Annotated in this window: 23 protein-coding genes, 3 tRNA genes and 1 pseudogene; 19 read left to right on the forward strand and 8 right to left on the reverse strand. The window is 73.8% G+C overall.

Annotated features, from left to right (window positions below; all coding sequences use genetic code 11):
* Positions 1 to 547: 547 nt before the first annotated feature.
* From C892_RS0116135 to C892_RS0116145, 3 genes are read right to left on the reverse strand one after another with little or no spacing between them, the layout of a single operon-like run.
* Positions 548 to 1795, reverse strand: coding sequence for a zeta toxin family protein (locus C892_RS0116135; RefSeq protein WP_017558050.1), 1248 nt, complete (start codon positions 1793 to 1795; stop codon positions 548 to 550).
* Complete coding sequence (locus C892_RS0116140; protein WP_017558051.1) at positions 1796 to 2053, reverse strand: hypothetical protein; 258 nt, start codon at positions 2051 to 2053, stop codon at positions 1796 to 1798.
* Positions 2050 to 2478: a class I SAM-dependent methyltransferase gene (locus tag C892_RS0116145; protein ID WP_152513406.1), complete on the reverse strand. Its 429-nt coding sequence runs from the start codon at positions 2476 to 2478 to the stop codon at positions 2050 to 2052. Before C892_RS0116145 ends, C892_RS0116140 begins: the two co-directional genes overlap by 4 nt.
* 177 nt (positions 2479 to 2655) lie before the next feature.
* Here C892_RS0116145 and C892_RS31850 point away from each other — a divergent pair.
* Positions 2656 to 2763 (forward strand): annotated as a pseudogene (locus tag C892_RS31850) (IS982 family transposase); the annotation flags it as partial.
* Between the two features lie 36 nt (positions 2764 to 2799).
* On the opposite strand, the gene C892_RS0116155 reads toward C892_RS31850, so the two are convergent.
* Both C892_RS0116155 and C892_RS0116160 read right to left on the reverse strand, forming a co-directional pair.
* Positions 2800 to 3051: a hypothetical protein gene (locus C892_RS0116155; protein WP_017558053.1), complete on the reverse strand. Its 252-nt coding sequence runs from the start codon at positions 3049 to 3051 to the stop codon at positions 2800 to 2802.
* Positions 3048 to 3338 carry a DUF6247 family protein gene (locus C892_RS0116160; protein WP_017558054.1) on the reverse strand — a complete coding sequence of 97 codons (291 nt, stop codon included), beginning with the start codon at positions 3336 to 3338 and terminating at the stop codon, positions 3048 to 3050. Before C892_RS0116160 ends, C892_RS0116155 begins: the two co-directional genes overlap by 4 nt.
* A gap of 293 nt (positions 3339 to 3631) precedes the next feature.
* Between C892_RS0116160 and C892_RS31380 the strand changes: the two genes are divergently transcribed.
* Positions 3632 to 3699, forward strand: a tRNA-OTHER gene (locus C892_RS31380).
* A gap of 138 nt (positions 3700 to 3837) precedes the next feature.
* On the opposite strand, the gene C892_RS30065 is transcribed toward C892_RS31380, so the two are convergent.
* Positions 3838 to 4233 carry a site-specific integrase gene (locus C892_RS30065; RefSeq protein ID WP_017558055.1) on the reverse strand — a complete coding sequence of 132 codons (396 nt, stop codon included), beginning with the start codon at positions 4231 to 4233 and terminating at the stop codon, positions 3838 to 3840.
* Between the two features lie 868 nt (positions 4234 to 5101).
* Here C892_RS30065 and C892_RS30675 point away from each other — a divergent pair.
* The 10 genes from C892_RS30675 to C892_RS0116210 all read left to right on the forward strand — a co-directional run bounded on the left by C892_RS30675 (position 5102) and on the right by C892_RS0116210 (position 11632).
* Positions 5102 to 5392 (forward strand): lactococcin 972 family bacteriocin, encoded by a 291-nt coding sequence (locus C892_RS30675; RefSeq protein WP_239647420.1) that lies wholly within the window; start codon positions 5102 to 5104, stop codon positions 5390 to 5392.
* Between the two features lie 76 nt (positions 5393 to 5468).
* Positions 5469 to 7529, forward strand: coding sequence for a bacteriocin-associated integral membrane family protein (locus C892_RS0116170; RefSeq protein WP_017558056.1), 2061 nt, complete (start codon positions 5469 to 5471; stop codon positions 7527 to 7529).
* Positions 7530 to 7560: 31 nt separating this feature from the next.
* Positions 7561 to 8196, forward strand: coding sequence for an ATP-binding cassette domain-containing protein (locus C892_RS0116175; protein ID WP_017558057.1), 636 nt, complete (start codon positions 7561 to 7563; stop codon positions 8194 to 8196).
* A gap of 177 nt (positions 8197 to 8373) precedes the next feature.
* Entirely contained in the window at positions 8374 to 8976 is a 603-nt protein-coding gene (locus tag C892_RS32800; protein WP_449406520.1) for a transposase, read from the forward strand.
* 165 nt (positions 8977 to 9141) lie between these two features.
* Positions 9142 to 9648: a pyridoxamine 5'-phosphate oxidase family protein gene (locus C892_RS0116185; protein ID WP_239647411.1), complete on the forward strand. Its 507-nt coding sequence runs from the start codon at positions 9142 to 9144 to the stop codon at positions 9646 to 9648.
* A gap of 709 nt (positions 9649 to 10357) precedes the next feature.
* A complete protein-coding gene (locus tag C892_RS0116190; protein WP_017538053.1) occupies positions 10358 to 10585 on the forward strand; it encodes a cousin-of-CoaP protein in 228 nt (75 codons plus the stop codon).
* 60 nt (positions 10586 to 10645) lie between these two features.
* Positions 10646 to 10876 (forward strand): cousin-of-CoaP protein, encoded by a 231-nt coding sequence (locus C892_RS0116195; RefSeq protein WP_017538052.1) that lies wholly within the window; start codon positions 10646 to 10648, stop codon positions 10874 to 10876.
* 14 nt (positions 10877 to 10890) lie between these two features.
* Complete coding sequence (locus C892_RS0116200) at positions 10891 to 11121, forward strand: cousin-of-CoaP protein (RefSeq protein WP_017558060.1); 231 nt, start codon at positions 10891 to 10893, stop codon at positions 11119 to 11121.
* A 15-nt stretch (positions 11122 to 11136) separates the two neighbouring features.
* The gene (locus C892_RS0116205; protein WP_017558061.1) at positions 11137 to 11370 is read left to right on the forward strand and encodes a cousin-of-CoaP protein; all 234 of its coding nucleotides are present in this window, start codon (positions 11137 to 11139) and stop codon (positions 11368 to 11370) included.
* Between the two features lie 10 nt (positions 11371 to 11380).
* Positions 11381 to 11632 (forward strand): cousin-of-CoaP protein, encoded by a 252-nt coding sequence (locus C892_RS0116210; RefSeq protein WP_017538049.1) that lies wholly within the window; start codon positions 11381 to 11383, stop codon positions 11630 to 11632.
* A 127-nt stretch (positions 11633 to 11759) separates the two neighbouring features.
* On the opposite strand, the gene C892_RS0116215 is transcribed toward C892_RS0116210, so the two are convergent.
* The gene (locus tag C892_RS0116215; protein WP_017558062.1) at positions 11760 to 12965 is read right to left on the reverse strand and encodes a lipid-transfer protein; all 1206 of its coding nucleotides are present in this window, start codon (positions 12963 to 12965) and stop codon (positions 11760 to 11762) included.
* The gene (locus C892_RS0116220; protein ID WP_017558063.1) at positions 12962 to 13405 is read right to left on the reverse strand and encodes a Zn-ribbon domain-containing OB-fold protein; all 444 of its coding nucleotides are present in this window, start codon (positions 13403 to 13405) and stop codon (positions 12962 to 12964) included. Before C892_RS0116220 ends, C892_RS0116215 begins: the two co-directional genes overlap by 4 nt.
* A 149-nt stretch (positions 13406 to 13554) precedes the next feature.
* Between C892_RS0116220 and C892_RS0116225 the strand changes: the two genes are divergently transcribed.
* The 7 genes from C892_RS0116225 to C892_RS0116255 all read left to right on the forward strand — a co-directional run bounded on the left by C892_RS0116225 (position 13555) and on the right by C892_RS0116255 (position 23780).
* The gene (locus C892_RS0116225; protein WP_017558064.1) at positions 13555 to 14046 is read left to right on the forward strand and encodes a hypothetical protein; all 492 of its coding nucleotides are present in this window, start codon (positions 13555 to 13557) and stop codon (positions 14044 to 14046) included.
* A 676-nt stretch (positions 14047 to 14722) separates the two neighbouring features.
* Positions 14723 to 15421, forward strand: a complete 699-nt coding sequence (locus C892_RS0116230; protein WP_239647412.1) for a DUF2397 family protein — start codon at positions 14723 to 14725, stop codon at positions 15419 to 15421.
* Positions 15418 to 16620: a DUF2398 family protein gene (locus C892_RS0116235; RefSeq protein ID WP_017558066.1), complete on the forward strand. Its 1203-nt coding sequence runs from the start codon at positions 15418 to 15420 to the stop codon at positions 16618 to 16620. The genes C892_RS0116230 and C892_RS0116235 overlap by 4 nt, the downstream gene beginning before the upstream one ends.
* Positions 16621 to 21117, forward strand: a complete 4497-nt coding sequence (locus C892_RS0116240) for a TIGR02680 family protein (protein ID WP_017558067.1) — start codon at positions 16621 to 16623, stop codon at positions 21115 to 21117.
* Between the two features lie 204 nt (positions 21118 to 21321).
* Positions 21322 to 23460: an AAA family ATPase gene (locus C892_RS0116245; protein WP_017558068.1), complete on the forward strand. Its 2139-nt coding sequence runs from the start codon at positions 21322 to 21324 to the stop codon at positions 23458 to 23460.
* A gap of 52 nt (positions 23461 to 23512) precedes the next feature.
* Positions 23513 to 23585: transfer RNA gene (locus tag C892_RS0116250), tRNA-Thr, on the forward strand.
* A 122-nt stretch (positions 23586 to 23707) separates the two neighbouring features.
* Positions 23708 to 23780, forward strand: a tRNA-Met gene (locus C892_RS0116255).
* Positions 23781 to 23850 lie beyond the last annotated feature (70 nt).

The raw sequence follows: 23850 nt of genomic DNA on the forward strand, positions 1-23850 counted from the left end.
CTGCGCCTGGCGTCGACCTCCAGGACCACGCCGCGGAAGCCGTTGAGCACGTCCGGCTCCCCACGGCTGTCGCGGCGGCGGGAACGGTGGTCGTTCGCCTGGGCGATCGCCTCCTCGATGTCCTGGCCGCGTTGGCGCGCGGCCAGGATCGCATCGCGCACCGCCACCGCGCGCCCGTGGGCGCCGCGCACATCCAGCAGCGGCCCGCTCGACCGGCGGGCGCGGTACTCGCGCAGGTTCTCTTGTCGGGTGATCAGGCGCAGGTGCCGAGGCTGCTGGCAGACCGACTCGTCGCACGCGTGCGCCAGCACCAGGTCCTCCTCCACGCCCGTGGTGATCACCCCGTATGCCGGTCTCCTCCACCGCGCCGCGCCGAACGCGTACCGGAACCGGCTCGTCACCCGGCGGGGTCGGTACACCGAAAAGGTCGTACTCGTAGCATGTGCCGCTGCCCATCGGCTCATGGTGCCCCACGAGGCGCAGAGCGCGGAGGGGCCGCACCTGCGGCCCCTCCACGCTTCTGGTGGGAACTGTTGCCCGTGCCTGCTCACCGCCTGAGGTCGGGGCCCTGCTCCCTGCCGCGGGGGCGGTCGGCGGCGCCTCCCGGCTGCGCCTGGCCCTGGGGCGGCCGCTGCCCCGGCGGCACCATCCCCTGGCGCGCTCTGGACACCGCCTCCCGGGCCTCGCCAGCCCCCTCCATGCCGCCGGCCTCCTGCAGCACAGCGACGATCCGCCTCTTCTCCTCGGTGCCGGCGTCGAAGAAGAGGTCGGGGCTGTGGGGCAGCTCAGCGTTGGGGGTCCCGCGTTCAGCGGCCGTGACGACCACCTTGTGCACCTGCTGCCAGCGATCGTGCTCCGCGCGGCTGCGTGGCAGGTCCGCCGACTGGGGGACCTCCTTTTCCTGGGCGTAGACCGCGTCGGCGACGCGGACGGCGTGCTCGTGCAGCCGCAGGAAGGTGGGGGCGGTGGTGGAGTTCATGTCCCCGCGCTCCAGCATCTCCCGGGAGTACTGCCAGTAGGCCGCCAACCAGGCCTGCCCCTGGGCGGGCTCCAGCGGGCGCGAACGGTGCTGCTCGGCGAACTCCTCGACCGGAACGCCGGGGTGACGCGGGTCGGGGTGCCACTGCCCGTCGCCTCCGCGCTCCAGCACGTACAGGTCCGCCCCCGTGCGGTCGGTGACCGTGATCCGCGACAGGTGCGGGCTGTCCTGGCAGGCCCGAAGGGTCTGCGGGATCATCGGGTAGGCGCTCTCGTGCGCACCGAGGGGGGTCCAGCGTCCCACGTCGACCCCTTCGCCCGGGTGTAGGTAGCGGCCCACCGACGACAGCAGGCTCTCCTCAGCCCGCACGGCAAGCCCCACCGCCTCCACGTCGAACCCGGCGCGGTCGAACCGCTCGGCGGTTCCCACCACCATTTCGGGGTCGCGGAACACCCCCTCGAGCAGCAGGCTGTGCCGCTCGCGCTCGGCGTAGTCGATGGCGCGCTTGACCCACTGGCCGGAGGCCTGGGAGGTCACGTTCGGCATCATCAGCGGCGCCTCGGCGGCGACCCGCGAGTAGTCGGGATGGAAGGGGCGCAGCTCGTCCCCGGTCAGTGGCACCAGCGCACCCTCGGGGTGCCGCCTGGTCACGGATGCGGCCGCGCTCGACTTGCCCGCCGCCGGCTGGGCGCCCAGGAGTACCAGCGTCGGCCGCCCGGATGGTTTGGGGTAGCCGCCGAAGACGAAGGGGCGTACCCGTGTGGCGAACCGCCGGTCGAGTTCGCTCTCGGAGAGCCGGGAACGGTACTCGGCCACTCAGCGCTCCAGGCGCTTGTACTCATCGGCCCAGCGATCCATGTTCCGGCGCATCGCCGCGCGATCGTGGGGGTCGGTCGCGCGGAGCCCGTCGCGCACCCGAATGACCTCCCCCATCCACTGCTTCTCCTCTTCGGGGGTGTCGGCCGAGTCTGCGCGAGCCGCGTAGAGGCCGATCAAGCGGGACGCCGTCTCGCTCATCGCGTCGAAGACGACGGTGTCATCGTCATGGGCGTAGCGGTCCTTGCTCACCATCATGCTCCTCCTTGCTCGCTTACTTCCATCGTCCTATGCCTGGGGCCCGGATTGCCGGACCCCGCATGCACCGGGCGGCCACCGGAGGGCGGGCTGCTCCGGCCGCGCCGGAGCAGCCCGCCCTCCGGTGCTAGGCCGCCAGTACGTGGTCCATGTACAGGTCCCCCCGAGAGGCGGGTCTGGCCGGTGATGGCCTCGACCAGCGGCGCCACCAGGAATTCGGCGGATTTGGGGGTGACCGCGTTGCCCAGCAGTCGGGCCTTGTCCTCACCGCTGAAGTCGAGCAGGTCGTAGTCGTCGGGAAAGCTCATCCCCGCCTGGATCTCGGAGATCTTGAGCATCCGGAACCGCACCCGGGCGATGTCCAGCTCCGGGCCGCGGGGCTCCGGTGCCGGGTTGGCGATGCCGTAGCGGGCCCGGGGCGTCATGGCCCCGAATGGGGAGCTGGCTGTCATCGCCCGGCCCTTGCCGTAGTACTGCACCAAGAGCGGATTCATCACCGGCTGCAGGGGGCACCAGCCCGTGATGGAGGCCTCCGGCGGTGAAAGTGTGCAGGGGGCGCCGTCTTGGTGAGTGCGCGGGCCGCCCCGGCCCACTTCGGTGTCCTGATGGCGCGCCTGTGCCAGAGGATCGCGGCGCTCAACGCCGCGATCTGGCACAACTGGCTGATCGGGGCCCCGGTCAAGCGGTCGCTGAACGCCTACGACCACTGACCAGGGGACATATTCCCCATCAACGATCTAGCTCCACTACTCGATCCAGGTCAGTCCGTAGACGCGGACGATGCTCGTGTCCTCGTCGATGTAGGCGAGGAACATCCCGTCCTCGCCGAACATGCCCCAGCGGTAGGCGGGTCCGCCCGATCCCTGCTCGGATGTCTGGCCCCACGGGTCGTGGCGGACCCTGCCGAGGGCTTCGATCAGCGCCTTGAACGCGCGGGGAGGCAGACCGACGGTCTCGCTGCTCGCCTTCGCAGTGAAGTCGACCCGGTACCCGCTCACGAGTCCTGCCGACCGGCCGCGAGGTCGTCGAGCGTGGTGAACTCGCCGAGGCCGGTCTCGGCCTGGCGGCGGCTCTCGTTGTGGCCGGCGGAGCTGTAGATGGCCGCGCGCATGCTCCAGTGCTTCAGCAGCTCCTGGAGGTGGCGGTACCTCCAGACCTCGTGCGCGGCGCTGACCGCGGCCGCCCGGTACTCGCTCAGGAACACCTCGCGCAGATCGGCCGGCAGCAAGTCGAGGATGCGGGCCGGGTCGTGGGGGTCGTGGTGCTCGATGGGTTGCGTGGTCATCGGGTTCCCCCTTCTCACTGCTGTTCAGTCTGCCATGCGCGGGGGCAAGAGGCGGGGTGAAGGCGGTAAGCACATAGAGCGCCCTGAGAAGGGCGTAGAGGCGTCGGGATGCGTCCACTCGAACACGGCAAGGGGGACGGGAATGGAGCGGCTCTGCGTGCATTTGAGGTGCCTTCAGGGGGGGTGCTGGCGCTACGGATCGCACTCCTCGCGCGAGGCTCCTCGGTCCGTGACCGGTCCTCACGGCGAATACGTGGTGAAGTTCGCCGCGGTCGGGCATCGCCGCAGGTCAAGGCAGGTTGCGCGACGGTCTGTAAAACCGCCGGCTCAGCCTACGCAGGTTCGAACCCTGCACCTGCCACCCACGGAGAACGCCCCCTGATCAGCGTGAGCGCGGTCAGGGGGCGTTTTCGTTCGGTCCGCCCGAGTCCGGGCGTGTCCCGCCGCAGACGGCCATCTGTGGGAAATACGTGGGGAAGTTTTGCGGCCCCACGGTCGGCTACTCCCCGGGCGGCGCTTTGGAGCCCACCCGTGTGGCCTGCTCGGCCTTGCGCCGGTTGATGGCCTCGCGCCCCGAGACGCACTTGGCGTACGTGCTCAGTAGGACGCCGACGCTGTTCCCTGCCCACTCCGCGACCTGAGCGGGATCGATCCCCGCGTTGAGCCAGGCGGACAGGCAGGCGTGGCGAAGGTCGTAGGGGCGCCGCGCCATGGGAGAGGCGACCTCCTCAGGGGTGAAGGCCTGTGCCCTGGCGCGCTTCAGTAGCCGCTCGTAGACGCTCTCCGAAAGGTCGCCGCCCCGGAGTCCGCGGAACAGGTACCCATCAGTGTGGGTTCCGAAGGTCTCCAGGTGGTCCCTGAGGAGCTCTGCAAGCTCCGGAGGGCGGGGAGACATATCGAACCTCCTTGTCGCCCCTCCACTTCAGTCCGCGCTTGTCGCGGCGCTTCCCCGAGTCGGTCCATGTGCGGCCGGCCACTGCTCCAGAGTCCTCTAGGACCAGGGTTCCGCTTCCGGACATGGGCATCTGCAGTTTGCCGCGGCGCAGAGAATGGCCGCCCCGGCCAGCCAGCCGGACACCGCAGGCGCACAGCCTCACGCACACCCGCCGCTACGGCGCGGGCGCCAGCCGGTCCTGGGGGCCGGATGCATCCGAGGCTGACGCATCGCTCGGTGTGGGGCTGCTACCCGGGGGAGCTACCGGTGATCGAGGGCCCCTGTTCTGTCTGCACGCGCAGGCGCCGTTCCGCCGTCGGACTCCCGAGCCGCTCTGGCAGCACCCCTCGGCCAGGGGGCGGGGCAGGCGCAGGTGGACGAGCTGTGGTGGGCCTGTCTCGCCGGTTCGATATCGAGGACGCCTTTGTTTCGTCCCGGGTGTGATGGAGGCTCTCAACCCCGGGAAGGCTGAGAGTCATGGCAGCACCGAGGAACTATCCCGATGCGCAGCGCGAACGCGCCACGAGGATGGCGGTCGAAGCTCGCCGGGATAAGGATGGCTGTACCTGGCCACGGTGATCGAATGCTGCATGAAAATCGCTTCTGACGTGCTTTTTCTTATGGGGCCGGATCCGGCCCCGAATACGTCGCGTGACGAGAACTCGCAGGTGGAGCATGAGGGAAGGGGGCTAGTATTGGCCTTTACGAGTCGTTTGGGATTGATGAGCTACTCGCGGTTATGTTAGCTTCGCTCCTGGTTCGAATCTTCGCAGGAAACCCCCTGCGAAGTCCTCTAAATCGGATCGGGAAATCCATCATGAAGAAAATGATGAAGCGCGTCACTGTTGCGGCGCTGGCGGCTGCAGGAATCGCTGGCGGAGCCGTTGGCGTCGCCTCCGCTGCCGCCGACAATGTCGGTGGCGGAGCCTGGGACCACGGCACCGCTAATGGCAGAGTCTACTCGAACTACTATCACGGATCCGTCTGCCACGGATCGTCAGTCCAGGGGGAGTACTACAACTCGTCCGGTGATACCAGAGCCGGGGTTACAGCGCGTGCCTCCGCTCCGGACAGGCCGTGGCCCATCATCGACAAGTCGTACTGGAGGAACAGCTGCTGACGCGCTGAAACAGACAGGGTCCGCCGACCTTTACGCCGGTCGGCGGACCGCCGCGAAACCATCCTGAACGAGACCCGTGCTGCATCGCAACATCGCCTTCGGCTACATTATTCCCCTCCTGCTGTCCGTCGTTCTTGTCTTCCTCGTCATGGCCCTCTCGGGTCGAGACTTTACCGCTGGTGACCCGCACATGATATGGGTCAGGGAGAATAGTGATATCTCCACGGTCGCGGAGGTCTCCACTGCAGTCGAGGGGGTGGCCAAAACGACGGGAAGCACGATCATTCTCGAAATCTCCGACCTGCGTGACCCAGGGAATGTACGCCACTTCTACATTGCCGCTGGAGATCCGGCCGGGCCGGGTGCTGAATGGCTGGAGAACGGGTACCCGGACTTCAGTCCGGCAATGCGCACCGAAGTACATTCATTCTCGGATCTCTCCCTCGCTGATCCACGGGGTAACTACCTGATCTTCGGCGATGAGGATGATGTGTCCACTGTTCAGGGCGCGCTCGCCGACGTCGGGCTGACAGGTGATCTCGTTCTCAACGACGGTGAACGGATGCCTCACCGGGGTGACTACCTCTTGAAGGGCGACCTCTTCAATGCGCTGGTGACCGCGGCCCTGTGTATTGCGGTCGTCGTCGGCTCTGGTGTGCTGCTGAGCGCTAGGTTCTACGGTGTGGCGCGGCTCAACGGCCACTCCTACCTGCGCATCCTCGGCTGCGACCTCTGGCGGGTCGTACGCGTGTGGGCGGCCGCCGCTCTCGCTGTCACCGTGCTCGTGCTCACCTTCCTCGGCTATTACAACGGCTGGGCGCAGTTGGGCGCTTTCGCCGCTCTCACCGGATCCCTGGTCGCGGGTTTGACGGTGGTCGCGTTGGCCGCGCACGCGCTCGCGCTCGGGATGCTGCACCTGTCCGACGTGCTCAGCGCGCTCAAGGGCAGGCTCCCCGTCCGATCGACCATCGTGGCGACCTACACCGTCCGTATCGCCGTGCTGGTCCTGGCCTTCGGAGCGATCGTCGCCTTGGCGGATTCCGCTCGCGAGGTGGACGCTTCACAGGACGGGTTCGACCACTTCGCCGAGGCGGGCGACACCTCCCAGATCAAGTTCCTCGGCAGCGTTCGGGTCGAGGAGATGGAGGAGGCCTTCGAGACGGACGTCGGACCGTGGCTGCGTGAGGCCGACGCAGACGGACGCACGATCCTGACGAGCCCAGGGCAGGCCGATCAGTACGTGCCGCCTGGCTCTCCGTATCCGGACTTCGAGACGCTGCTGGTCAACGACACCTACCTGCGAGAGCAGGAGCTCTTCTCCCCGGAAGGGGAACGCCACGGCCCCGGCGAGAGTGTGCGCATCCTCGTTCCCGAATCGCGCGCGGACCTTGCCCCCACCCTGGCTGAGGGAGTGCAGGGGTGGCTGGATTTCGAGACGCGCGACGACGACACCGTCGACATCGAGGTACTCGCGCTGGCCGACGGGCAGCAGGCCTTCACCTACGGCAGAACCGACCTTGCTGACCTCACAACGACGCCTCTGCTCGACGACCCCGTCATCGTCGTGATCCCGAACGGGATGCTGCCCGCGTCCAGCTACGCTCACCGTGCCTCCCAGGGGCACCTGCTGTTCCGGGACCCCACCGACGTGGAAACGGCCATCGCCCAGGAGCCGCTGTCGGCCTATGTCAACGGGCTCCAGCCCGTCGCGCTGGCCGCCGCCGACCAACACGACCAACTCCTGTCCGAGTTGCGTATCCGCGCTGCCAATCTGGCTGCCCTCGCTGTGGTTGTGGCACTCACCGGACTCGCCGCCTGCCTGATCTACGTGCGCACCCGTGCCCAGAACATCTTCGCCCGGCACATCAGTGGATGGACGTTCGCCGCCACTCATCGCCGGATGCTTCTGGCTGAGACCTGCGTCATGGCCGGCTTCGTCGGCTGGGCGACCTGGTGGACGCTGAACCGGCTCGCCCTGCGGCGCAATCCCGAGACCTTCTCGCCCGAGGCGATCGGCACCACCGGGACTGAGCCGCTCGTGGCCGCAGGTGTCGCTGCGGTCGCCCTCGCCCTCGTCCTGGCCACCCTGGTCCTCTTCCACCGCCGTATCGTCCGTGAGGGCGCCTCTCAGGCCTGAGGGCCGCATAGTGAGATAAGGAACCCGTCACATGCTCACCATGGAGAACCTGTCCAAGTCCTTCGGCCCCCGAACCCTGTGGGAGAACCTGGATCTGACCGTGGAAGCCGGGCGGATGCTCGCACTGGTCGGGGCCAGCGGATCGGGTAAGACCACCCTGCTCAACTGCATGGGCCTGCTAGAGCGCCCCAGCGGCGGCCGGATCCTGTTCGAGGACACCGACGTGACCCGCCTAGGCCCGGGAAGACAGCGGCGGTTCCGCCGTGACAAGCTCGGCTACCTCTTCCAGAACTACGCGCTCATCGAGAACGCCACTATCCGGGCCAACCTGGACGTGGCGCGTCGGCGCGGCACGCGTCCCGACTACACCCGGGCGCTGGAGCGGGTGGGCCTGGACGGGCGGGAGAAGGACAGGGTGCACTTTCTGTCCGGCGGTGAGCAGCAGCGGGTGGCGCTGGCCCGGCTGATGGTCAAGGAACCCCGCCTGGTGCTGGCCGATGAGCCGACCGGCGCGCTCGACGCTGCCAACGGTGGCATGGTCATCGACACCTTGCGTGAGATGGCCCGTGAGGGGTGCGCGGTGGTGATCGCCACCCACAACGACGCGGTGCGCGACGCCTGCGACACCGTGTTCGATGTGTCCACCAGCCACCTCACCGCCGCATGACCGAGAATCTCCCGCGTCAGGGGATCAGGTCCTTCAAGGACCGCCCGGCCGCCCCCGTGGCCGGACACCGGGACGCGCTCCCGGCCGCGGCCACGTGACCTCAGACGGGGAGTAACGGGGGTGAAGGGCCGCGCCTCGGCCGGGGTGGCCCGCCGGTTCACCGGCTCCCTGGGCGGGATGTTCCCCTGCCGGGTCGGGGTGCTGGCCGCCTGGGCGACCGCCCGCGGCCAGGCGCTCATCGAGCGCGAGCTCTACCTGCCCAAGGAGTGGACCGACGACCCGCAGCGCTGGCGGGCCGCGCACATCCCCGATGTGACCGGGTTCGCGACCGAGCCCCGCCTGGCCATGCGCATCATCGACCGCGCGCTGCCCGACCTGCCCGAAGGCCGGGTCCGGGTGGCCGCCGACGAGGGTGTACGGGCGCGAGGGCGGGTTTCGCGCGTTCCTGGAGGCCCACCGGTTGCCCTGCGCGGTGACGGTGCAGGCCGACCAGGCAGTGCTTCCGCGCCCCGGATGGCGCCACATCGCCCGCCTGGTGGACTAGGCCGCCGCCGAGCAGGACTGGTTCGCCGCGGTCGGGCATCGCCGCAGTTCCAGGCGGGTTGCGCGACGGTCTGTAAAACTGCCGGCTCAGCCTACGCAGGTTCGAACCCTGCACCTGCCACCCACGGAGAACGCCCCCTGACCAGCGGTTCGGCTGGCAGGGGGCGTTTTCGTTCGGTCCGGCGGCGTCCGGGCGTGTCCCGCCGCAGACGGCCTTCTGCGGCGAATGCGCGGTGACGGTCCCCGGCGCCGCCGGTCGTTCCTCGGGCGGCGTGGCCCCCTCCGAGGGATCTCCGCATGACGGCCGGGCGATGAGTTCCCGCCGCGTCGTGCGTCACCATGACCGACCCCGTCGTTCCCCGATGAGGTCTCATCGCCGAGATCCGAGGCAGAGGGACGAGAATGCCGACCATGCAGCCGGACGAGGTCGCCCGGGTCCTGAACCGTCCGATCAGCCGGGGGCTCCTGGCCCGTGACGTGACCGGCCTCGCCTATGTCGCCAAGGACGGAACGCCCAGGAACGTGCCGATCCCGTTCACCTGGAACGGGTCGCAGGTGGTGATGTGCACGACGCCGAACGCCCCCAAGCCGGTGTCCCTGCGCCGCAACCCGGCGGTCGCCCTCACGATCGACACCGAGGTGCACCCGCCCCAGGTCCTGCTGATCCGCGGACGGGCCGAGCTGGACCCCGTCGAGGGGATCCCCGAGGAGTTCCTCCAGATGAGCGACTCCTCCACGATGACGGCCGGACAACGGGTCGAGTGGGAGGCCGAGGTCCGCTCGCTCTACGACAGCATGGTCCGGATCCTCGTGACCCCGACCTGGGCCAAGCTGCTCGACTTCGAGACGACGCTTCCCACCCCGGTCGAGGAGCTGATCGCGCGGCGCGACGAGCGCCGGCGCGGCTGAGCGGCCGAGCGGGACGGGGAGCACCGGAAAGCTCCGGAACGGCGGGCGTTCGGGTGAGGAGCTGTGTACGCTGGACCCGTTCTCGGGCGTTCGAGCGGTGCAATGGGAGCAGTGGCACGCGATTCGTGCGAGCTCCCGCCCGCCTGTGATCCGCCGGATCCGTCGCGCGGACACGCCTTCCGGCCCCGTCGGGGCCCTCCCGTGTCTCTTCGGCCCTCGGCTGCCTTCGGCACGCCCGGCGTGCCGGAGCTGAACGCTGCGCGCCGCGTCCCCCTGGGCCGATGACCGCCCGCCGTCGGCGTGGCCCGGATATGCGCATGACCGAAACCCGCAGTGCGCCCGTGGGCGGGCGCGACTGCCGCGTGTCCGGGCCCGTAGCGGTCCGAATCCTCCCGCGCGCCGTCTGGCGCCCCCGGCGCCGGGCGTCCCGACCGCCTGGCCCGGCGCCGCGCCCCCGTCCCCGGCGGAGCGTGGCCCCGACGCGGGCACCCGGAATGCCGGAAATGGCGCCGCGTTTTCTCTTCCCATTCCCTCCGCATTGCGGAGCCATGGTCGAAGAAGGGTGAAGTGGACATTTTGAATCCGCCGTTTCGGCGTTGACAAAATACGCTGCGTAGCCCCATGATTACTCACGTCCACCGCGGGGGAGCGTCCGCACGGCGCGCCCTTATCTATCCGCCTCCTTAGGGAATCTTCCGGGGGAATCGCAATGAAGAAGCTGACCGCCGCCGGCCTGCTCGCCGGCGCCGCCATGGGTGCCGTTCTGATGGCCGCCCCGGCCCAGGCCACCGACCAGGAGTACAACTCCAACCTGCAGGGCGTGCCGATCCAGGTCTGCAACGCCAACGTCGGTGTGCTCGGCGCGGCCGTCCCGGTCCTGTCCCCGCAGACCACCGGTGACTGCACCAACGGCCCGATCCTGACGAAGGTCGGCTAGAGCGGCAGCACCCGATAACGGGTGACGATTCCAGACATACTTTTCCAGAGGGGAAATCCGATGATCCGCAAGATCTCCGCCGCCGGCCTGGTGGCGGGTGCCGCGATGGGCGCTTTCCTGATGGCCGCTCCGGCCCAGGCGACCGACCAGGAGTTCAACTCCAACCTGCAGGGCATCCCCGCGCAGGTCTGCAACGCCAACGTGGGTGCCGCCATCGGCGCGGCCGTGCCGGTCGTCTCGCCGCAGACCACCGGTGCCTGCACCAACGGCGCCATCTCCTCGCTCGTCTAGGAAGGAACGACCTGATGATCCGCAAGATCTCCGCCGCCGGCCTGGTCGCCGGCGCCGCCATGGGCGCGCTCATGATGGCCGCTCCCGCCCAGGCGACCGACCAGACGTTCAACCAGAACCTGCAGGTCGTCCCGGTCCAGGTCTGCAACGCCAACGTCGGCGTGCTCGGCGCCGCGGTGCCGATCCTGTCCCCGCAGACCACCGGCGACTGCACCAACGGCCCCATCTCGACGATCGTCGAGTAGCGAGAGGAATCACCCATGATCCGCAAGTTCACCGTCGCCGGCGCGCTCGTCGGCGCCGCGGCCGGCGCCGTCCTGATGGCCGCCCCGGCCCAGGCCACCGACCAGGACTTCAACTCCAACCTGCAGGGCATCCCCGCGCAGGTCTGCAACGCCAACGTCGGTGCCGCGATCGGCTTCGCCGTCCCGGTGCTGTCGCCCCAGTCCACGGGCGCCTGCACCAACGGCGCGATCTCCACGCTCGTCAAGTAGGGAGACGCAGATGCTGCGTAAGGCCACCGTCGCCGGCATGCTCGTCGGCGCCGCGGCCGGCGCCGTCCTCATGGCGGCCCCGGCTCAGGCGACCGACCAGACGTTCAACCAGAACCTGCAGGTTCTGCCCGTGCAGGTCTGCAACGCCAACGTCGGCGTGCTCGGCGCCGCGGTGCCGGTCCTGTCGCCGCAGACCACCGAGGACTGCACCAACGGGCCGGTCCAGACCGTCGTCGACGAGGGTGACGGCTACCGCCACTGACGCGTGATCCGGGCGCGCGGCCGCGACCGCCGGAGCGCCGCCGCCCGGACCGCCGCCGGTCGGCTCGTGGGCCCCTTCCCCGCTCCGGGGAGGGGGCCCGTTCGCGTGCGGTGCGCGCCCGGGGTGCTCAGCGGGTCAGCACGGTGGCCGACCCGTGTCCGAACAGCCCCTGGTTGACCGCGATCCCGACCCGCGCTCCCTCCACCCGGCGCCCGGCCTCGGCCCGTCCGCGCAGCTGGTCGGCGATCTCGCACACCTGGGCGATCCCCTGGGCCGGGACGGCCTCGCCGAAGCTCGCCAGCCCGCCGCCGGGATTGACCGGGATCCGCCCGCCCACCCGGGTCGCCCCCTCGTGCAGCAGCTTCTCGGCGCCGCCGCGCGGGCACAGCCCGATCTCCTCGTACCAGTCCAGCTCCATCGCGGTCGACAGGTCGTAGACCTCGGCCAGGTCCAGGTCCTCCGGGCCGACGCCGGCCTCCTCGTAGGCCGCGTGCGCATTGGCCGCCCGGAAGCGCGGGGCGCCCGCGTCCCGGCCCCCGTCCCCGCGCCGGGGCGGGTCGCCCGCCAGGTAGGGCATCTCCGGCTCGGCCACCGGGTAGGCGGGGACGGCCGCCGACAGCCCGGACACCCGCACCGGGCCGGCGCCGCGGCGCCGCGCGTCCTCGGCGCGCACCAGCACCAGCGCGGCCCCGCCGTCGCTGGTCGCGCAGACGTCCAGCAGGTGCAGCGGGTCCGCGACCACGGGGGAGGCCAGCACCTCCTCGGGGGTGGTGCGCGCCCGGTAGCGGGCCCGGGGGTTGGCCGATCCGTGCGCGGCGTTCTTGGCCTTGACCGCGGCGAAGTCCTCGGGCCGTGCGCCGTACAGCTCCATCCGGCGCCGGGCGGCCAGCGCGAAGTAGAGCGGGTTGGCCGCCCCGAGCAGGCGGAAGCGCAGCCAGTCGGGGTCGTCGGGGCGGTCGCCGCCCAGCGGGGCGAGGAAGCCTTTGGGGGCGGAGTCGGCCCCCACCACCAGCGCCGTGTCGCTCAGCCCGGCGAGCAGCCGCGCGCGGGCGGCCGCGATCGCCTGGGCGCCGGACGCGCAGGCGGCGTAGGAGCTGGCGACCTGCTGGCCCCGCCAGCCCAGGGCGCGGGCGAAGACGGCCCCGGCGACGAACCCGGGATAGCCGCCCCGGACGGTGGCCGCGCCGGAGACGAAGTCGACCTCACCGGGGCCGGTCCCGGCGTCGGCGAGGGCGGCCCGCGCCGCGACCGCCCCGTACTCGGTGAAGGGGCGCCCCCACTTGCCCCACGGGTGCATGCCGGTGCCGATGACGCACACCTCTCCGCCGCTCACCGGTCCTCCTCCCGCGGTCCGTCCGCGGGCAGCGGCCGCCAGTGCCATACGGGGTGGCGCTCGCCTCCGGGCCCGGCGGCCGTGCCCTCGACCAGTTCGGCGGGCAGGCCCACCCGCAGGGCGGACAGGTCGGTGCCGGGTGGGGCCTGGCCGAGCACGATGGGGCCGGGGCCGTCCAGTTCGACGGCGATCAGCACGAACGGCTCGAAGGGGTCGGTGGGCGGGACGAACGGGGGCGGCGGCCGGTACCGGCAGTCGGTGAAGGACCAGACGCGGCCGCGGCGGGGCAGGGGCGCCTCCTCCGTCGGCCCGCCGGGGCAGTGCGGGTCGCGGCAGTGGTCGGGGTCGGGCGGGAAGGCCACGGCGCCGCAGGCGGTGCATCGGCTGCCGACCAGGTGCGGCCCGTCGGGGCCGCGGGCCAGCCAGTGGGCGGTCTCCATGGGCCAGATATAGCACCTAACGCTTGCTTGGTACAGGGGGCGGGCGGCGGGCGGATCGGGGCCGCGCAGGGCGGCATCCGGCGAATCCGGCGAAGCCGCACGTAGGATTACGGTGAGTGACGATGCTCGGCGTTCCGAGGGAGGACCCCATGAAGCCGACACGCACCATCACCGCCGCGGCGGGAGCGGCCGCCGTCGCCCTGGCCGCGGGGTGCGGCGCGGGCGGGGGCGCGGCCCAGCAGCCCACCCCCGAGACCACCGGGGGGGTCGACCCGTCGCCGGCCGGGGGGACCCGCGACGGCGGAGAGGCCTACGTCTTCAACACCCACGGCGACGAGGAGGGCTCCACCGACCAGGAGCCGCAGGACCTCACCGCATCGGAGTTCACCGCCTTCAACGACCTGGAGTGGAGCGAGTGGGGCACCGAGCGGGCCGTCGGCGAGGGCGACCTGTCCGGCACCTGGTGCCTGCCGCAGTGCCAGAACGACCCGTACCGGGTCCCGGTCGAGCTGACCGATCCGGAGGAGTTCGACGGGAAGAGCTATTTCACCGCCTACGAGGTGGGTGAGACCGACGAGCTCCCCGACGAGGAGCGGCAGGCCATGGAGGAGGCCGACGGCGGCAGGCTGATGCGCCCGTGACCGAGCCCGCCCGCCCCGGGCGGGCGGGGCCATCGATCGTGGTGATGTCACCACGCGATCGCACATCGGGTGGCGATATCGCCACTCTCGATGCACGGGCCCGACCGCCCGTCCGCACCACGGACCCGGCGCCCGGCAAGCGGGCGTGAGCGGGGCACCTGCTGCTCCGTCGTTGCCCTTTCGCCTGGATCGCGAGAGCCCCGGCAGCTGTCGAGCAGGTCCGGGAAGCACCCGCCTCTCGGGCCGTAGGGCCGGCGGGCGACGGCCGGATCCCTGATGAGGCCTGCCTGAACGCCTGCGGGCGCGGGCGGAACGTCCGTGGCCGGTCGACCGCCGCCCTCCCCGGAGGGCCCCGCCCGCGCGCTCCGTGCCCATGCGTGCCCGTCGGTCCGTGTCCGTCAGGACGAGGGGCCAGACCCCGCGTCGGCTCAAGCATCGGCCTCGGCGCCCCTCATGCATCCCCTGATGCCCTCCTCATGCCCCGGACGCCGGAATCCGGCACGGCCGGACGACCGGCACCCCGCCCGGCACCCCGGCCGACGCCCGCATCGGCCCCGCATAATTCCCAAGGTGCGCATAACCCCCAGCTCACCGGCGTGATTTCGGCCGCCCGGCGGGCACCGGGACGGGCAATCGGGGCACGGCGGTCGCCGGGGGTCTTTAGGCTGCTGAAGTGATGGGTGACTCAGCAGTGGACGAGGCGGCCGGGAGCGGGCGGGCGACCGGCCGGCACGGGCGCGCCGCCCTCCTGCGGCTGGCCCGGTGGTTCGACTCCGCCGACACCGCGCGCGCCGACGCGCTCTACGCCGCGGCCTTCGCCGCCTGGCCCGCGCGCCGCCTCGGCGGCGCCGGCGACGAGACGGCCCCGGCCACCGGCAGCTGGTGGAACGCCCCCCGCGCGCACGCCGCGCCGCCGCGCCCCGCGGGCCCCGTGCCCACCGAGCCCGCCGCCGACCACTCCGCCCAGCGGGCCGCGCTGCACGCCGCCGCCGAGTCCCGCGCGCACTGGCGCCGCGCCGCCGCCGCCGAGGTGCACCGCGCCCTGGCCCAGCGCACCGAAGGCGGCGCCCGCATCGCGCTCGACCCCGCCGCCGCGGGCGTGCTCATGGAGCTGCTCACCGCCGCCCTGGGGTCGGGCGACCCCGAGCGCGCGCCCGTCACCGCCGGAGACATGGAGCTGGAGGTCCGCCTGCACGCCGGCCCCGCCCCCGACGCGCGCCTGACCCTGGCCTCCCCCGACGGCGAGCTGCACCTGGACGGGCTGTGGCTCCAGGTCACCGACTACCGCACGACCCGGGTCCCGGACGACACCCCGGCCGACGCCCCGGCAGGCGACGGGCCCGACGACGGTCCCGAGCAGGAGCCCCCGGAATGATCGACGACATCGCGCTCACCGGGGAGCGGCAGGCGGCCGCCCGGCGGCTGCTGCGCACCCCGGTCCTGTCCGCCCGCACCCACCCCCGCGACCTGGCGCTCGTCCGCGCCCACTCCGACTGGCTGGTGCAGCGCTTCCGCCGCGTCCTGGGCTACGAGCTGGTCGTCGAGGCCGACCACGCCCGGCTGGTCAAGGCCGCCCCGCCGCAGGACGCCCCGCCGCCGCGCCGGGCGAGCGGCGCCCCGCTCACCCCGCGCGCCTACACCTACCTGGCCCTCACCCTGGCCGCCCTGCCCGAGTGCGCCGCCTCCACCGGCACCGGCGAGGTGGCCGAACGGGTGCGCGCCGCCGCCGCCGAGGCCGGGCTGGCGCACGACCCCGAGGCGCGCGCCGCCGAGCGCCGCGCCTTCGCCGCCGCCCTGCGCCACCTGGCCTCCTGGGGGGTGCTCGCCGAGCGGGAGGAGGGCGCCCTGGCCGACTACGCCGCCGGGAGCCGCCCCGCCGCCGCCCTGGACGCCGACGCCGAGGCCGCCCGCCGGGCGCTCGCCCACCCGCCGCACTCGGCCTCGGGCCCCGAGGAGTTCCTGGAGTCCGCCCGCGACCCCGACCCCGCGGCCGACGCCGACGGCGAGGTCGCGCTCCGCCGCCTGCTGGCCGAGCAGGCCGTCGTCTACCGGGAGGACCTGCCCGAGCGCCAGCGCGGCCGACTCGCCCGCCACCAGTGGCGCGCCGCGGCCGAGCTCGGCGCGCTCCTGGGGTGCGAGACCGAGGTCCGCGCCGAGGGTGTGGCGCTGATCACGCCCGACGGCCAGGACGGGGCCCTGCTGCCCGGCGAGGGCGCGGAGGGCCGCGCCGCGCTTCTGCTGGTGCGCGGCCTGGCCGGGCGGGTGCGCCCGCCGGCCACCCCGGCCCGCGCCGCCGAGGTCCCCGAGGCGGTGCTGGAGGAGGAGCTGGCGGCGGCGCTGCCGGACGGGCCGGGCCGCCGCGACCTGCGCGCCCGGGTGCTGCGGCGGCTGTGCGAGGCCGGGCTGCTGCGGGCGCCGGACGGAGGCGGCCGACAGGGGTGGGAACTGCTCGCGGCCGCCGCCCGGTACGGCCCGCAGGGGGCGCGGATCCGGGACAATGGCCCGGATCGCCCGGTTCTGGCCGCGGCGGGCACGGGCGCACCCAGCGGCACCGACGAAAGCGGAGGGCGGTAGATGAGCGACACCGGCACGGCCCCGGACCCGGCCGGCCCCGCCGAGCAGCAGGTGTCCGCCGACGAGCAGGTGACCGCACCGCTGCCGGTCGTCGGCCGCTCCGCCCGCCGGCGCCACCGGCTGCGCCGGGCCGGCATCCACAACGTCTGGCACTACGACGACCAGGTCTTCTCCTTCGCCGACGGGCGGCTGCTGCTGCGCGGGCGCAACGGCGCCGGCAAGTCCAAGGCCCTGGAGATGCTGCTGCCGTTCCTGCTGGACGGCGACGCCCGGCGGCTCGACACCACCGGCACCGGCCGCACCAGCCTGCGCTGGCTGATGCAGGACGGGCGCAGCGCCCCGGTCCTGGACGACGACGAGGACGGTGAGGAGCGCGGGGAGCGCGCGGAGGAGGGCGACGGCGCCGACGGCGCGGACGGCGCTGATGCCGCCCCTGGCGACGCCGCCCCCGGCGCCCCCGACGGCGCCCCCGCGGCGCGTGTGGGCTACCTGTGGATCGAGTTCGCCCGGGACGCCGCCCGGGGCGAGACCGACGGCGCCGGGGAACCCGAAGGCCCCGCCTCCCCCGACCGCCTCACCCTGGGGGCCGCCGTCACCGCCGTGCCCGGGGAGGAGCCCCGCCGGCTGTACTTCGTCACCGGCCGCACCGTCGGCGAGGACCTGGAGCTGGTCCGCGACGGCCGCCCCGTCCCCGTCGAGCGTCTGCGCGCCGAGCTCGGCGCCGACGACTGCTACGACTCCGCCCCGGCCTACCGGGCCCGCGTCATGCGCGACCTGTTCGGCCTGGAGGACCCGGTCCGCTACCGCAACCTGGTCCACCTACTCTACCGGCTCCGCCGCCCCACCATCGGCGAGCGCCTGGAGGCCGGCGAGCTGGTCTCGGTGCTGGCCGAGGCCCTGCCGCCGATGGACGAGGCCGTGCTCGACCAGGTCGCCCGCAACGTCGCCGACCTGGAGGAGGCCCGCGACCGCCGCACCGCGCTCACCGGGGCCGCCGAGCACGTCCGGACCTTCCTCCAGGGCTACCGCTCCTACCTGCACGGGGTGCTCGGCCGCCGCACCGCCCGGGTGCGCGGCCTGCTGGAGGACTTCCAGCGCCGGGACGCCGAGGCCGCCCGGCTGGAGGAGGAGCTGGACCGGCTGGTCACCGAGGAGGCCGCAGCCCAGGAGGAGCGCGACCGCAGCCGGCGCACCCGGGACACCGCCGCCTCCGACGCCGCCACGCTCACCGCCGCCGGCCGGGCCGAGCCCGCCCCCGCCGAGGGCGAGCTGCAGGCGCGCGACGCCGCCGTCGCCGCCTACATCCGGGCCGCCGAGGCCGCGTGGACCGCCGCCGGGTACGCGCTCACCCGCGAAGAGCGGGCGGTGGCCGCTCTCGCCACCGGGACCGGCGCCGTCGAGCGCAGCCTGGAGGGCCTGGAGGAGCTGCACGCCGAGGCCGCCGAGTCGGCCCGCGCCGCCGGCATGGACCCCGCCCTGCTCGGCCGGGTGCCCCGCCCCGTGCACACCGTGCTCGCCCCCCGCGAGTCCACCACCCACGTCGACTTCGAGGGTCTGGAGCGCGCCGTGGAGCGCGACCCGGTTCCCGGCATCGACCTGGAGGCGCTCCGCTCCGGCCTGGCCGACCTGCACGACCGGCTCTGCCGGGCCGAGGCCCAGGCCGCCGAGCGGGCCGCCGCCGTCACCGCGCTCGGCGCCGCGGCCGCCCGCCGGGACGCCGCCGAGCGGCGCGCCGAGGCGCTGGAGGGCGAGGCGGAGGCCGCCGACGCCGCCCTGGAGCGCGCCCGCGCCCGCGAGGCCGACGCCGTCCGGGCGCTGGGCGAGGCCGGGGGGCACTACGCCGAGCGGGTCCGCGCCTGGGCCCAGGCCCTCGCCGAGGACTTCCCCGAGGCCGCCGGGGCCGCCTCCGCCCTGGAGGAGCTCGTCCACCTGCCGCCCGGCGGGGGAGAGGCGGTCGACGCCGACCTGTGCGCCCGGGTCGAGCAGGCCGCCCACGCCCTCGTCGACGACCTGCTCAAGGAGCTGCGCGCGCGCCGGGACACCTCCCTGGGCGAGGAGCGCGAGCTCGTCACCGAGCTGGACGAGCTCTCCGAGCGCAAGCGCCGGGCCGCCGACGCCGGCCCGGACGGCACCCCGCTGTACCTGCTGGTCGACTTCGCCGACGGGCTCAGCGACGCCGAGAAGGTCGGCCTGGAGGCCGCCCTGACCGCCTCCGGGCTGCTCGACGCCCGCCTGGCCCCCGACGGCACCGCCCACGGCGTCGGGGACGGCGCCCTGGACGGGGCCGTGCTGGTGCCTGGCCGCCCCGCCGACGGCGCCGGCCTGCTCGACGTGCTCCGGGTCGCCGAGGGCGCCGCCGAGGAGTACGGCGTGCCCCGGGACCGGGTCGAGGCGCTGCTGTCCTCGGTCGCGCTGCTGCCCGCCGAGGGCGGGCCGGCCGGCGACCCCGCGCCCCGGCACCGCCGGCTGCGCGACGGCGAGCGGCCCCCGGCCGCCTGCGCCGTCTCCGTGGACGGCCGCTGGCGCCTGGGGGTGGCCTCCGGCGCCGCCGGGCAGCTGCCGGTCGCCCCCGAGCGGATCGGCGCCGACGCCCGGGCCGCCGCCCGCGACCGCCGCCTGGCCAACGTCGACCGGCGCATCGACATCGCCGAGGCGCTGCTCGCCGAGGCGGGCGAGCGCCGCGCCGAGACCGAGCGCGCCCAGGACCGCCTGGTGGCCGCCGCCCGCGAGCTTCCCGGCCCCGCCGGGCCGGACCGCGCCCGCGCCGCCCTGGAGGCCGCCCGGTCCTGGCTGGACGCCGCCCTGCAGGAACGGGACCGCGCCCAGGAGGCCGCCGAGGACGCCCGCGGCACCGCCCTGGGCCTGCGCACCCGTGTGCGGGAGGAGGCCGAGGCCGCGTCGCTGCCCACCGATCCCGGGGAGGCCGCCGCCACCGGGGCCGCCGTGGAGGGCCTGCGGGTGCGCACCGCCGCCGCCCTGCGCGACCTGCGCGACCTGGCCGCGCTGCTGGAGGAGCACCGCGTCGCGGTGGAGGACTGGCGCCAGGCCCGCGCCGACCGGGTGGTGGCCGAGGACGCCCGCACCGCCGCCATCGGCGACATGATCACCGTGCGCCGGGACATCGAGCTCACCGACCGGGCCCGCGCCGCCGACCCCGACCGCCTGGGCACCGCCGTGGACGAGGTGCGCGGCCGGATGGACGAGGCCGCCGCCCGCGTGCCGGACCTGGAGCGCGCCGCCCAGCGCGCCCGCGACGAGCGCATCGCCGCCGAGACCCGGCTCGCCGCCGCCGCGGCCGAGCGCGCCGGGCAGGCCGAGCGGGCGCTGGCCGCCGGGGACCGGCTGCGCGCCGCGCTGTGCGGCGCCGACGGCGCCCCCGACACCGACCTGCTCGCCGCCGCCGGGCTGGAGGAGGCCGCGCCGGCCCTGGAGGGCGGCGCCGAGCCCGGGGCCGGCGAGGACGAGCGGCTGGCCGCGCTGGAGGAGCTGGTCGCGGCGCTGGAGAAGGGCCTGGAGGGCGGCGCCGGCGCCGAGGAGGTCGACGACAGCGGGCTGCTGCGCCGCCGCGAGGAGCTGCACGAGGCGCTGGGCCGGTACGCCGCCGCCCGCACCTCTGTCGCCGAGGTGCACGGGGTCAAGCGGGTCACCGTGCACGACGACTCCGGAGCCGACGGGGTGAGCGCGTACGCCGCCCGGCTGGAGCGGATGCGCGCCGAGGCCGAGGAGGCGGCCCTGCTGCGCGAGGAGGAGGCCTACGAGCGCCACCTGCTCGGCGAGCTGGCCGAGCACCTGGCCCGCCGCATCGACGAGGCCCGCGAGCTGGTGGCGGCCATGAACGGGGTGCTGGAGGGGGTGACCACCTCCCAGGGCATCGGCGTGCGCATCGGCTGGGACCTGGCCCCCGACGCCGACGAGGACGTGCGCGCGGTGGTGCCGCTGCTGGCCCGGCCCGCGCACCGGCGCAGCCGGGTGGAGACCACCCGGCTGCGGGACGCGCTGCGCCGCTGCATCGAGTCCATCCGCCGGCTGGACCCCACCGCCACCGGCGGCGCCCAGCTCCGCCAGGCGCTGGACTACCGGTCGTGGTTCTCCTTCGAGGTGCGGGTGACCGACGCCGCCCGCCCGGACCGGGAGCGGCGGCTGAGCCACCGCACCGGGCTCAGCCAGGGAGAGCAGCGGGTGGTGGCCTACCTGGTGCTGTTCGCCGCGGCGGCGGCCCAGTACGACTCGCTGGCCAAGAGCGCGCCGCACGCGCCGCGGCTCATCCTGCTCGACGACGCCTTCGCCAAGGTCGACGAGCCCACCCACGGCCGCCTGCTGGGCCTGCTGGTGGAGCTGGACCTGGACTTCGTGCTCACCTCGGAGCGGGTCTGGGGCTGCTTCGCCAGCGTGCCGAGCCTGCACGTCTACGAGTGCCTGCGCGACCCGTCCGAACCGGGCATCGCCACCCTGCACTTCACCTGGGACGGCACCCGCAGACGCATGGTCGGGGCCTGAGGGGCGGAGCGCCGTTCCGGCCGCGCGCGCCGGGCGTGCTCGGTATGCTCCGGCCCCGTGTCTCCGGGCCCGTCCTCCCGTGCCCCTCCCCGGGATCCGCCTGCCGGGCCCGGACCGGGCGGGACGGGCGGCCCCCGGGCTGACCCGGTACGCCCCGAACGCGCATACTGTCCCTTCGTACCGGAACCGACGACGGAGGCGGGTGTGGTGACGACGCTGACCACCGGCGCTGAGACGTTCGCCGAGGAACCGCCGCCGCCCGACGGGGCGGCCACCGCCGCCGCGGTGCTGGGCCTGCTCGCCCGCTCCCCCCTCGACAACGGGGCCCGCGGCTGGGTGCTGGCGGCCCTGAGCGGCGAAGAGGCGCTGGAGGCCCTCGCCGGGGGCGGCCCCGCCCCCGAGCCCTCCCAGGTCCTGCACGGCGCCCCCGAGCCGCAGCGCGACCCCGGGGCCGTGCCGCGCCCGGTCTTCCTCTCCCGCATCGGGGTGCAGGGCTTCCGGGGAATCGGCAGCCCCGCCGCGCTGGAGCTGACGCCCGGCCCCGGGCTGACCGTGGTGGTCGGCCGCAACGGGTCGGGCAAGTCCAGCTTCGCCGAGGCCGCCGAGGCCGCCCTCACCGGCCGCAACCTGCGCTGGGACGCCATGCCCACCGCCTGGCGGGACGGCTGGCGCAACCTGCACCACCCCGAGCGCACCGAGGTCACCGTCACGCTGGCCGCACCCGGGGCCGACGGCCCCCTGCGCGCCACCCGGGTGTGGGACGGCGACAGCGTCCGCTCCGCCCGCGGCCGCGTCGAGCTGCCCGACGGCTCCTCCGGCCCGCTCAGCTCCCTGGGCTGGGGCCCCGACCTGGACCGCTACCGCCCCTTCCTCTCCTACGACGAGCTCGGCCGGGCCGTGAACGGCCGGGCCGCCGAGCTCTACGACACGCTCACCGCGGTCCTGGGCCTGACCGGACTGGCCGACGCCGAGCGGGGCCTGGCCAAGACCTGTTCGCGGCTGGCCCGGCTGCGCGACCGCCCGCGCCGCGACCTGGACCACCTGCTGGCGCGGCTCGGCGAGGCCACCGACCGGCGCGCCGCGCGGGCCGTGGAGCTCCTCGGCGAGCAGGGCCCCGGCGCCCCCGACCTGGAGCGGCTGGCCGCGCTGGCCGCCGACGACGGCCCCGCCGACCCCGAGGCCGAGCGGGTGCTGCGCCGCCTGCGGCGGCTGTCGGTGCCCGAGCGCTCCCTGATCGCCGACGTGGTCAACGAGCTGCGCGGCGCCGCCATGGAGCTGGCGATGGCCGCCGGGACCAAGGGCGACCGCGCCCGCGGCGTGGCCGACCTGCTCTCCCGCGCCCTGGAGCACCACGAGCGCCACCCCGCCGACTCCGCCTGCCCCGCCTGCGGCGCGGAGGGCGCCCTCGGCGAGGAGTGGGTGCGGCGCGCCCGGGCCGAGATCGACCGGCTGCGGCCGGTCGCCGAGAGCGCCTCGGCGGCCTACGAGCGTGCCGAGGCCGCCCGGGACCAGGCCCGGTTCCTCATGGCCCCCAAGCCGTCCTGGCTGCCCGCACAGAGCGATCTGGGGCGCATCTGGAGCGAGTGGGAGGAAGGCGCCGGCATCACCGACCTGGTGGAGCTGGCCGAGCACATCGAGAGCACCGGGCGGCGCCTGCGCTCGGCCGCCCTGGCCGCCCGCAAGGACGCCGGGCGGCGCCTGGACGACCCCGCCGGGGACTGGGGCGAGTACGCCGAGATGCTCGCCGCCTGGGTGGAGGACGCGCGCGCGGCGGTCAAGGCCGACGGGCTCCTGGTCTCCGCCCACGAGGCGCTGGACTGGTTCTCCGCCGCGGCCAAGGAGATCCGCGACGAGCGGCTGCGCCCGCTGGCCGCGCAGACCGAGCACGTCTGGCAGCGGCTGCGCCAGGAGCGCCACATCGACCTGGAGTCGCTGCGCCTGGTCGGGCGGGGCGCCCGCCGGCGCGTGGCCGTGGACGTGGCGGTCGATGGCGCCGAGGGGGAGGGCAACGCCCCCGGGCTGCTCAGCCAGGGCGAGTTCCAGGCGCTCGCACTGTCCATCTGCCTGCCCCGCACCCTGGCCGCCGGCAACCCCTTCGGGTTCCTGCTCCTGGACGACCCCGTACAGGCCATGGACACCGAGACGGTGGAGGGTCTGGCCGGGGTGCTGGCCGAGGTCGGCGCGCACCGGCAGATCGTCGTGTTCACCCACGACACGCGGCTTCCGGACGCGCTCAGGAGGCTGGGGCTCCCCGCCGACCTGCGCGCCATCGAGCGCGATTCGCTGTCCAACGTCCGGGTCGCGCCTCCCGATTTGGCAGAGCACCCCCAGAGGCCTGTATAGTCATGACCAACGCAAGGGCGGAACCCCGGAAGGGGAGAAGCCGCAGGAGCGTGCCCCTTTAGCTCAGTCGGCAGAGCGTCTCCATGGTAAGGAGAAGGTCTACGGTTCGATTCCGTAAAGGGGCTCTACCACCTCGATGAGGTTCCTTCCCCACTCAGGTGGACGGTCGGCGGGGGCCATGATCCCTCCCGGCCGGGTCGAGAGACGGGTATCCTCACCCAGTGAGGTCCGTTTCCCGGACCGTCGCGGCGGAGTAGCTCAGTCGGTAGAGCAAGCGGCTCATAATCGCTGTGTCGTCGGTTCAAGTCCGGCCTCCGCTACTACCCGCACGGCCCCTGTCCATTGTCAGGGGTCATCGCGGGTCTTTTTCAGTGTTCACCGTCACCAGCA

It is taken from the genome of Nocardiopsis baichengensis YIM 90130 (genome assembly GCF_000341205.1).
GTDB lineage: Bacteria > Actinomycetota > Actinomycetes > Streptosporangiales > Streptosporangiaceae > Nocardiopsis_A > Nocardiopsis_A halophila.